The sequence below is a fragment of the Amycolatopsis sp. NPDC004368 genome, assembly GCF_053602515.1.
Window position 1 is genome coordinate 1 of record NZ_JBSGDT010000075.1, and the last position, 9,407, is coordinate 9,407.

The 9,407-nt window shown below is 65.1% G+C and carries 4 protein-coding genes; 3 read left to right on the top strand and 1 reads right to left on the bottom strand.

Going from position 1 to position 9,407, the window contains the following annotated elements; translation table 11 throughout:
• Positions 1–63: 63 nt before the first annotated feature.
• Positions 64–3,147, top strand: a complete 3,084-nt coding sequence (locus tag ACWEOE_RS41845; RefSeq protein WP_452019368.1) for an RHS repeat domain-containing protein — start codon at positions 64–66, stop codon at positions 3,145–3,147.
• Positions 3,147–3,389, top strand: a complete 243-nt coding sequence (locus ACWEOE_RS41850; RefSeq protein ID WP_452019370.1) for a hypothetical protein — start codon at positions 3,147–3,149, stop codon at positions 3,387–3,389. Before ACWEOE_RS41845 ends, ACWEOE_RS41850 begins: the two co-directional genes overlap by 1 nt.
• Before the next feature lie 1,180 nt (positions 3,390–4,569).
• Here the strand turns inward: ACWEOE_RS41850 and ACWEOE_RS41855 are convergent.
• Entirely contained in the window at positions 4,570–5,022 is a 453-nt protein-coding gene (locus tag ACWEOE_RS41855; protein ID WP_452019372.1) for a DUF2199 domain-containing protein, read from the bottom strand.
• Positions 5,023–5,717: 695 nt separating this feature from the next.
• On the opposite strand from ACWEOE_RS41855, the gene ACWEOE_RS41860 reads away from it, so the two are divergent.
• Entirely contained in the window at positions 5,718–9,029 is a 3,312-nt protein-coding gene (locus ACWEOE_RS41860; RefSeq protein ID WP_452019374.1) for a LamG-like jellyroll fold domain-containing protein, read from the top strand.
• Positions 9,030–9,407 lie beyond the last annotated feature (378 nt).

A 9,407-nucleotide genomic window follows, 5' to 3' on the forward strand; every position in this document is an offset into this window, starting at 1 on the left:
GCCCGCTCACGCAGCTCGTCTGGGTACTTCTTCGGTGGGGCCATCGCTCCTCATCATCCAGGCTTGAATGTCTCCATCAAACCCGGTACGGAACACAGTGTCGTCGCGACGAACACGCTGCTGTCCAGCAGCCACTACGCGACCAGCTACGCGCTGGTCGACGGGCTCGGCCGCACCGTGCAAACCCAAGCCCCCACCTCGTACGCGCAAGGCGGCCGGGTCGTCACGGACTCCTTCTACGACTCGCAGGGCCGGGCGTGGAAAACCCACGACGCCTACTGGAACGGCGACTCCGGGCCATCGACGACGTTGCTGGCGGTCGCGGACAACACCGTGCCGAGCACGACGGTGTCCACCTTCGACAGCGCCGGGCGCGCAACGGCGTCGGCCTACCAGCTCTACGGCGTGGAACAGTGGCGCAGCAGCACGGTGTACGACGGTGATCGCACCACCACCATCCCGCCCCACGGCGGGACCGCCAGCAGCGTCGTCACCAACGGCCTGGGCCAGAAAGTCCAGCTGGTGCAGTACAAAGATCCGGCCCACACCAATCCGGGCGACCCGGCCGACACCACCAGCTACGCCTACACCCACGACGGAAAGCTCACCTCGACCACCGACACCACCGGCCATAACAGCTGGACCACCGGCTACGACCTGCTCGGCCGGAAAGCCACGGCCACCGACCCCGACACCGGTGCCAGCTCCTTCACCTACGACAACGACGGCCGGATGCTGACCAGCACCGACGCCAGCGGCCGCACGCTGGCCTACACCTACGACAACCTCGGCCGCAAAACCGCCGAATACCAGGGCTCCACCAGCGGAACCAAGCTCGCGTCGTGGACCTACGACACGGTGCTGAAGGACAAGCCCACCGCTTCCAGCCGCTTCGCCGGCGGCAAGACCTACACCAACACCGTCGTCAGTTACGACACCGCGGGCCGGGTCACCAACTCACGGTTCACCGTCCCGATCACCGAAACCGGGTTCGGTGGCAACTACTCGTTCTCGTGGCGCTACGACCCGCTCAGCGATGTCCTGCGTTCCTTCAGCAGTCCTGAAACGGGCGGTTTGCCCGGCGAGACCATGCTCAGCGGGTACGACGCCCTGGACAGCCCCACTACCTACCAGGACGCCGGAAGCGTCGGCACCCTGCTGGTCTCCGAGACCGACTACAACCCCTACGGGCAGGTTCTGCGGACCAACTACCAGGATCCGACCCTGCCCAACCAGATCGCGGTCACCCACACCTACGCCGACGGCACGAACCGGCTGGCCACGACCCTGGCCGAGCGGGCCACGTCGACGAACTTCATGATCGCCAACCGCTTCTACAACTACGACGCGGCCGGCAACACCACCTCCATCGCCGACACCCCCCAAGATGCCCCGTCCGACACCCAATGCTTCAGCTACGACTACCTCCAGCGCGTGACCCAGGCCTTCACCCCAGCGTCGGGCAACTGCGCCACCACCCCCAGCATCACCGGGATCGGCGGCGCCGCCCCGTACTGGACGTCGTGGACCTACGACTCGACCGGTAACCGCCTCACCCAAACCCAGCACGGCGCGACCGGCGACACCACCGCGACGTCGACCTACCCCGCGGCCGGGCAGTCGCAGCCGCACGCGATCCAGGCACTGGACACCACCGGCCCGAACGGCAGCACCCACTCCGACTACACCTACGACCCGGCCGGCCGCACCCTCACCCAGGGAACCGGCGGCACGCGCCAGAGCTTCACCTACGACGCCGAGGGCCACGTCGCCACGGCGACAGATGCCAGCGGTACGGTCTCCAGTTACACCTACGACGCCGACGGCAACCTGCTCCTGACCAAGGATCCGACCGGCACCACCCTGACCCTCAACGACCTGGAGCTGTTCCGCGCGACCGGAACCTCCAGCACGGTGGGCACGCGGTTCTACTCGTTCAACGGCGCACCCGTCGCCGAGCGCAACTTCAAGACCGGCCTGTCGTGGTCGATGACCGACACCCAGAACACCACCTACGCCACTGTCAACGCGGACACCCTCGCCGTCACCCAACGCCGGCAGGACCCCTACGGCGTGGCCCGCGGCCCGGCCCCCTCGACCTGGCCCGACAAGCACGGCTACCTGGGCGGATACCAGGCCACGACCGGCCTGACCCACCTCGGCGCGCGTGAGTACGACCCGACGACGGGCCGCTTCACCACCGTCGACCCGGTGCTGAACACCGACAGCCCGCAGCAGCTGAACGGCTACTCCTACGCCAACGACAACCCCATTGGGATGTCCGACCCGACCGGGCTGTGCCCCTTCCAGCCCGACGGCGCCTGCCGCCAGCCCGACGGCAAACTCGGCGGCGGCGACGCCTGCCGTGTCGGCGGCTGGAGCTGTCCGACGAAAGACTCGAACATCTGCGGCTGCAGGGACAGATCCGTTTACGCCAACCACGGAACTCCTCCCTCGGGCGGGAAGCAACAGCCAGGACAGAAGGCTCGCGGCTCATCGGGCGGTGCAGCACGAGGCTCGTCCGACGACAGTGACGATGACGGAGGCTTCTGGGGGAAGGTCTGGGGCGTCGTCAAGGACGTCGGGGAGGACATCTACGAATACTCCGGCGCCAAGGACGTCGTGGACAACTGCATCAGCGACTTCGAGCTCCTCGGATGCGCCAAGGGCGCCGTCGAAGTCGGCTCGTGGTTCATCCCCGTCGGCGCCGCCGCCCACGGAGCCGAAATCGCCGCCGAAGCCGGTGGCCACCTCCTCGAGGGTGCGGTTACCACGGAAGGTCGAAGTATCGTCGCTAAAGGCGCCGACGATCTTGCAACAGCCGGTGACGGTGTTCCATATTTCAAAGCCTACCCACAGGAGTTCCTGGACCAAGCAGCAAAGTATGGAAAGGGTGGCGTTCGTGAACTTCCTGATGGCCGATTCCGCTTCTATGGCGAAGTAGCCACGGCGCGAACGCCTGGAGAGATGGTTGGCCGTCGCCTCGTCCGGGAGTGGAATCCTGCTAGTGGTGCTACCCGCATCTGGCACGAAACGTTAGATCATAGCGGGAATGTTAGAATTGTCCGTCCTGATGTTAGCGCAACCGGAGGAGATAAGGTTCACTACATGTTTGACACTGATGGCAACTATGCGGGGAGCTGGTAGTGCAGATGCGTGAGCAGGTCAGGGGCAAGATGGTCGCCCTGATCCAGGGCACATTGACGCGGGAGGAAGTCGCAGACTGGGCCCTGGCGCTGATCAAAGACGAATCCGCGAACTACTCCTCAGATGTGACTCTTTGGACTGCTCTCGATAGATTGGCTGGCGCCGATCTTCAGCATGGGCCGGGATTGTATTTGCATGACGCACATGATTTCCAATCCTGGTTAGACGAATTCGATCAATAGCGAAAGCGTGGAAATTGTATTCGAGTTAACGAGGAAACCGACTGAATTTGGGGGCATGTGCACGGATTTTTTCTGAGATGCGGAATGTGGCCTGTGAGGAATGTGTTGCGGACTGGCCGGCGCCGCGGTTGTGTCCAGGGTCGATGTACTTCATGAACGATCCGATGCCGTCTTGCTGGAACACGGCGGGAGGGTACCCGTTGCGATTGTTGTCACGCCGGGTGTGTGGGACCTGTTTCATGGACTCGTCCCGGCGATCTTCAGCGCCGTCGCGGTCGATGGTGCCCTCGGGGCGCTGAGTGTGGGGAGATGAATTTGGATTGCAGCAACGCGAGAGGAGAGATTAGAAGCAGTAAACGTGCTATTTGATGAGCGGTTCATATTTCTGAAATAGAATCGCATGCGTAATTCCGAGTGATCTTGTCGCATTCTCTCCTGTGAGGGCGATCAACTGAATCGAACTTCGGTTGGGAGCGCGGAGTGCCTGACGGGAGCCGTTGACGTCGAGATCGGCGGACGGCCAGCGATCCGCTCATGCGGGCCCGATCCAGCTGATACATCACCGCATCGACTACTGCCGGGATGATCTACCAAGGCGACGGCGAGCCAGGTGTGGGCGAGCATCCACATAGTGCGCTGCGCCCCGCCGACCACGACGGGACTCACTCCTCGGGACGGGACTAGCTAAGCAGTTTCAAATGCGGCTCATTCGTCGCCGGCCCGGCGGACGAACTGTGTGGCGGAAGCTTGCCAGCGCGACGAGCAAGATCTCGGTGCTGGCCACGGGCCGGAATATGAGGGCCGCGCCGGCCTCGAACGTGGGGCATTTGGTTGCGTCTACTGGTCGACGTCGCACAAGCCGCACAGGCTGCGACGCAGTAATTAGGCGCACTGCCGCAACGTGATCGACCGCTGGCGACATCGATAGTCGGGGTGCTGAGGGAGCGCGCGCATCACGTGCCCGTCAGCTACTCTGGTGACATGATCTCCCGAAACTTGGGAGATCTCCCATGCGGAGGGGTTCAAGTCCCCCCTCGGACACATAATTGGTTCTTTGACCTGCTGTTTTGTCAAGGCTTCTTATTGGTTCTTCTGTGGATCCGCTGGTCATGGGCGTGGGGGTTCAGGTCCCCTTCCGATACGCTCGCTAAACGCACATCGTGGTCGTCGGTCAGCGGGCTTACTGGGTGGGGTGCAGGAGTAGTTCGGCGATGGCTTGGACGCGGGCTCGGGTGATGCCGGTTCGTTGTTCGACTGCCAGTGGGTGGTCGGTGGGTTCGAGTTCGACGGTGGGCCGGACGCCGACGGGCTGGGTGTGCAGGTTGGTTTTCAGGTTCAGGGTCGTCGGCTGGTAAGAGGGCAGTTCGGTGGAGAGCCAGCCGAACTGGGGTGGTTCCTGGGCTCGTTCGGGCTTGTCCCACATTTCGATGGTGCGGCCGAAGTTGGCTTTGCTGAGCGAGATCCACACGCCCCATTCGAAGTCGTCGCCGGTGTCCAGGACGGGCAGGACCAGGCGGGCCTTGACGAAGAAGTGCTCGCGGTCGATCACGCACTGCTCGTCGCCGAGGATGCTGTCGGGCTGGCCGTTGAGGCCGTCGTGCCAGTAGGCCGGGGCGAAGGTGCCGTAGGCCAAGGGGGCAGATCGTCGTGGTGCCGGCCGCAGCAGGAGCAGTCGAACCCCAGGTCCGTCGTCATGACAAACAGCTTAGTCACGCTTTACGCAACCTTGATCAATATGGTCTCTGAACACCGGCCTCTCGCCTGGGCGAGTCAGAGCAAAGCGCGATCCATGGCCGCGGCGGGGCGGTGAGGTACCCGAGACGGTGGGCGAGGGCGAGTCGCCGGCGAGGTCTGCTTGGTTGCCGTTTGGCCACGTTGGGCCCGGAGCCGCGGCGCCGACTCGGACAGCAGAACCGTGCGACAGCTGACGGGCGGGCTACGGTCAAGCAGGTCGCCACGGCGCACGACTCGGATCTATCTCGGTGCCGAGCCTGAGGTGGTGTGCTGCAACCGCTCACGAAGGCCGGCTGGCACGCCCGCGTTGCTGCCCAGAGTGTCGTCCTCGTCACCCTGTGGCTGTGTAACATTGTGAATCGCCGATGTAGCGCGGTTTTCGCTGAACGGGACCGGGCAGCTCACGGGGTGCGTGGCCACTCGGACGCCAGCGAGGCTCGCTGACATGAAATCGGTTAATTACCCACTTCTCGTTTAGTTCGTCTTGGCATGAGCTTGAGTGGTTAATACCTATTTCCTGATCGACATCGTGCCCGGGTTCTGGCCGACCGGGCCGTAGCTGGGGGAGACTTCGTGCGTTCACTGTGCCGTGCCGTGCCGATTGCTGCGCTCGTGGCGCTGCTGCTGTCCGGTAACCCTGTTCCGGCTGCAGCGGATGCCGTTACCGGCGACACTGCCGCGGTCGCCGCGGCGCTCGCCCAGGCGAAGAAGACAGGCGAGGAGGTCGACGTCCCGAGCGAGACGACGGAGTTTGCTGACGTCGTCGCCAACCCGGACGGCACGTTGACGCGGACGGAAACCTTTGAGCCACAACGGGTCCGCCGGGGTGGCACGTGGCATCCGGTGGACCTCACGTTGGCAGCGCGGCCCGACGGGACCATCGGGCCGAAGGTGGCTCCCGTCGACGTACGGCTGTCGGACGGTGGCACCAGGGAGATCCTCGTCGCGGCGAAGGAAGGCGAGCACGAGATCGGGCTGGGGTGGAACGGTACGTTGCCGAAACCTGCCCTCGATGGGCCGGTCGCGACGTACACCGACGTCCTGCCGGGGGTCGACCTCAGGCTGACCGCGACAACGAAGGGCTTCAGCGAGCACCTCGTCGTCAAGGACGCCGAGGCGGCCAGAAACCCGGCACTGCGTGAGATCACGTTCCGCAACCACGCCAGAGGCGTGACACCGCGAACGACCACCGTGGGAACCATTGAGGCCGTCGACCCGGATGGCGAGGTCGTGTTTCGGGGCGACGCCTCGAAGATGTGGGACTCGTCGGCCCAGGCTCCGCAAGCACGATCGGCGGTGGTCGGCGATCCTCCTTCCACGCCTGGGCAGGTGTCGACCATGGATGTGGAGGTGACGCCGGCCGAGACGATTGTGCGACCGGACACCGAGTTCCTCACCGACCCGGACCGCGTGTTCCCCGTCGTCATCGACCCCGAGTACTGGTGGGCCGGGGGCAAGCGCAACCACGTCGTCGTCCAGGCGCCCTGGCCGGACGACCACAACTTCAACCGCACCGACGGTGACCTCGGCGATCTCAAGGCCGGCTACCAGGGTGGGTATGTTTCCCGCTCGTACTTCGACTTCGACGTCTCGGCGATGCGTGGCAAGATCGTCAACCACGCGGACATGCGGATGCGGGTCGTGAATTCGTACTCGTGCAACGGCGGGCCGACCGAACTGTGGCGCACCGGGCCGATCGACTGGGGCACGACGTGGAACCACCAGCCCGGCTGGCAAGCGAACCTCGGGTCCTTCACGAAATCGAACAACGTCAAGTACTGCCCGACGGATGGCGCAGCCGGGGTTGCGGGCAATGCGATCGAAGACATGGTCCGCGGAGCAGCGGCCAGCGGCGGCACGAGCTTGACGTTCATGGTCAAGGCGGCCAATGAAAGCCAGCAGAACGACTGGCGCCGCCTGGCGCTCGACCCTGTGCTCGAGGTCAACTACAACTCCGTGCCGGGGCTGCCGGCTGACCTGGGCATGGAGGGCGGGCAGATTCCGTGCGCGTCCGGAGACGCTCGGCCGTTCGTCTTCACTCCGACCCCACGTCTGCGCGGGCGCGTGTCGGATCCGGACGGCGGCATGCTCACCGCGAGGTTCTCGCTGCATAAGGGCAAGCTCGGTGCGAGCAGTGAGATTTGGTGGACCACCACCGCCAACATTCCGTCCGGCTCGTTCGCCGAGGTCACCGTGCCGTCCGGGTTGGTGACGACGGAGGGCGTCTACAACTGGTCGATGTACGCCTCGGACGGCGGCGCGAACTCGATCTGGGTCGGCAACTGCGAGTTCGAAGTGGACAAGACCGCGCCCGGCTCTCCGTTGGTGACCTCGACGGATTACCCCGGCGGCGGCAACACGCCTGCGGGTGGGATCGGCCAGACCGGGGCGTTCACTGTCGACGCCAACGGCAACCCTGATGTGCAGTACTTCCTCTGGTCGGTCACCGATCAGCAGAACGACGACCCGAAGACCCGCGTCAACGCCGACCGGCTCGGCGGCGCGGGGGTGTTTCGATGGACGCCGGAGACCGAGGGCCCGCAGACGGTTTTCGTGCGGTCAGCGGACCGCGCCGGAAACCTGTCTCCGATCGTGCGCTACCAGGTGTACGTGCGCGCTGGCGACCCGCTCACCGGAAATCTCAACGGGTACTGGAAACTCGACGGTGACCAGACCGACGCCAGCGGCCAAGGGCACCCCTTGACCTCGACCGGCGCCATCGATACTTCGGCCACTGGGTATCTGGGCCAGGCTGCGAGCCTGGGTACCGGCAACCGCTTGTCGACGTCTGGCCCGGTCGTGGACACCGCCCAGAGTTTCTCGGTCTCGGCGTGGGTGCGTCTCGACCAGATCGGCGCGTGGCCGTGTGCCGTCTCGGAGGACGGGACGCGGACGAGCGGGTTCCAGCTGCAGGCTTCGCCCGATGGCAAGTGGTCGTTCGCGATGTTCGCGTCCGATGTGGACGGCGGTGGCGCTGTGCACACCCGCGCCATCTCGACCGAAGCCGTGCAGACCGGCGCGTGGACGCATCTGACGGCGTCTTACGACCAGGCTGCTGGGCGGGTCCGGCTCTACGTCAACGGTGCTCTCGCCGCCGAGGCGGCGCACGCCGGCGCATGGACCGCGACTGGCGACGTCCAGATCGGCGACGCGCTCTGGAACGGCACCAGGGTGGACTACTTCCCCGGCGCGGTCGACGACGTGCGGCTATACCAGAGAGTTCTCGTGCCCAGCGAAGCAGCCGCTCTTGCGAACCAGTCGGTCCTGCGTGCGCACTATGCGTTCGACGAGGGAGCCGGCGCCACTGCGAAGGACGAAGTGACCGGGAAGGATGCCACCTTTACGGGCACCGCGTCGTGGACCGAAACCGATGACGAGAAGGCCGCAAACTTCACCGGTCTCGCCGACAGTGGGTACGGCGCCGTGATCGGTCCTCGGCCGGAGCTGCGCACCGACCGCAGCTACACCGTGTCGGCGTTCGTCCACCTGAACGCGGCCGACGAGGCTCCCCGCACCGCAGTGAGCCTGCGTGACGACAAGTACTCGCCGTTCATGCTGCAGTACCGCCCCGAACTGAAGAAGTGGTCCTTCCTGGTCTCGATCGGAGCGAACCAGGAGGGCGGCTGGTGGATCCCGGCCGAATCCGACGTCGTGACGGGGGAATGGGTGCACCTCACGGGCGTGTACGACCACGCGGCCAAGGAAGCGCGCATCTACGTGGACGGCCGCTATGCCGGCCGCCTCGGCGGAGTCGCCGGGTGGAACGGCACCGGTGAGCTCATGGTCGGCGGAAGCGTGTGGGTCGGCAGGAACGTCGACCCGTTCAACGGGGCCGTTCGCGGGGTGCGCGTGTACTCCGGCACGTTGACCGACAACCAGATCAGGCAGCTCCCCATCCAGGACTGAGCGCTCCACCAGCTTTCCTCGTCCCCATTTCGAACTTCCGGGAGTCCGGCATGTCCAGAAGACGCTTCGTGCCCGCGATTGCGCTGGTAATGGCTGCGGTGATGACTGCGACAACGACGCAGGCGGTGCCGGCTGTCGCGGCGGACCCGAGCTACGTCCACCTGCCCGAGTTGCAGGAGGAGAAGTCTGTTCCGGGTGAGACTGTTCCGGTGCGGCCGTTGCCGGTGAACGCGGTGGATGCCGCAGTTGCCAAACCGGCAGCGGCGGTGAAGTGGCCGGGAGCGGCTAGTGTCCTGAGTCGTTAATTCGTTGGCAGTATGCGGCGAGGGTGTCGAGGATCTGGTCGGCGGTTTTGGTCCAGACGAAGGGTTTGGGGTC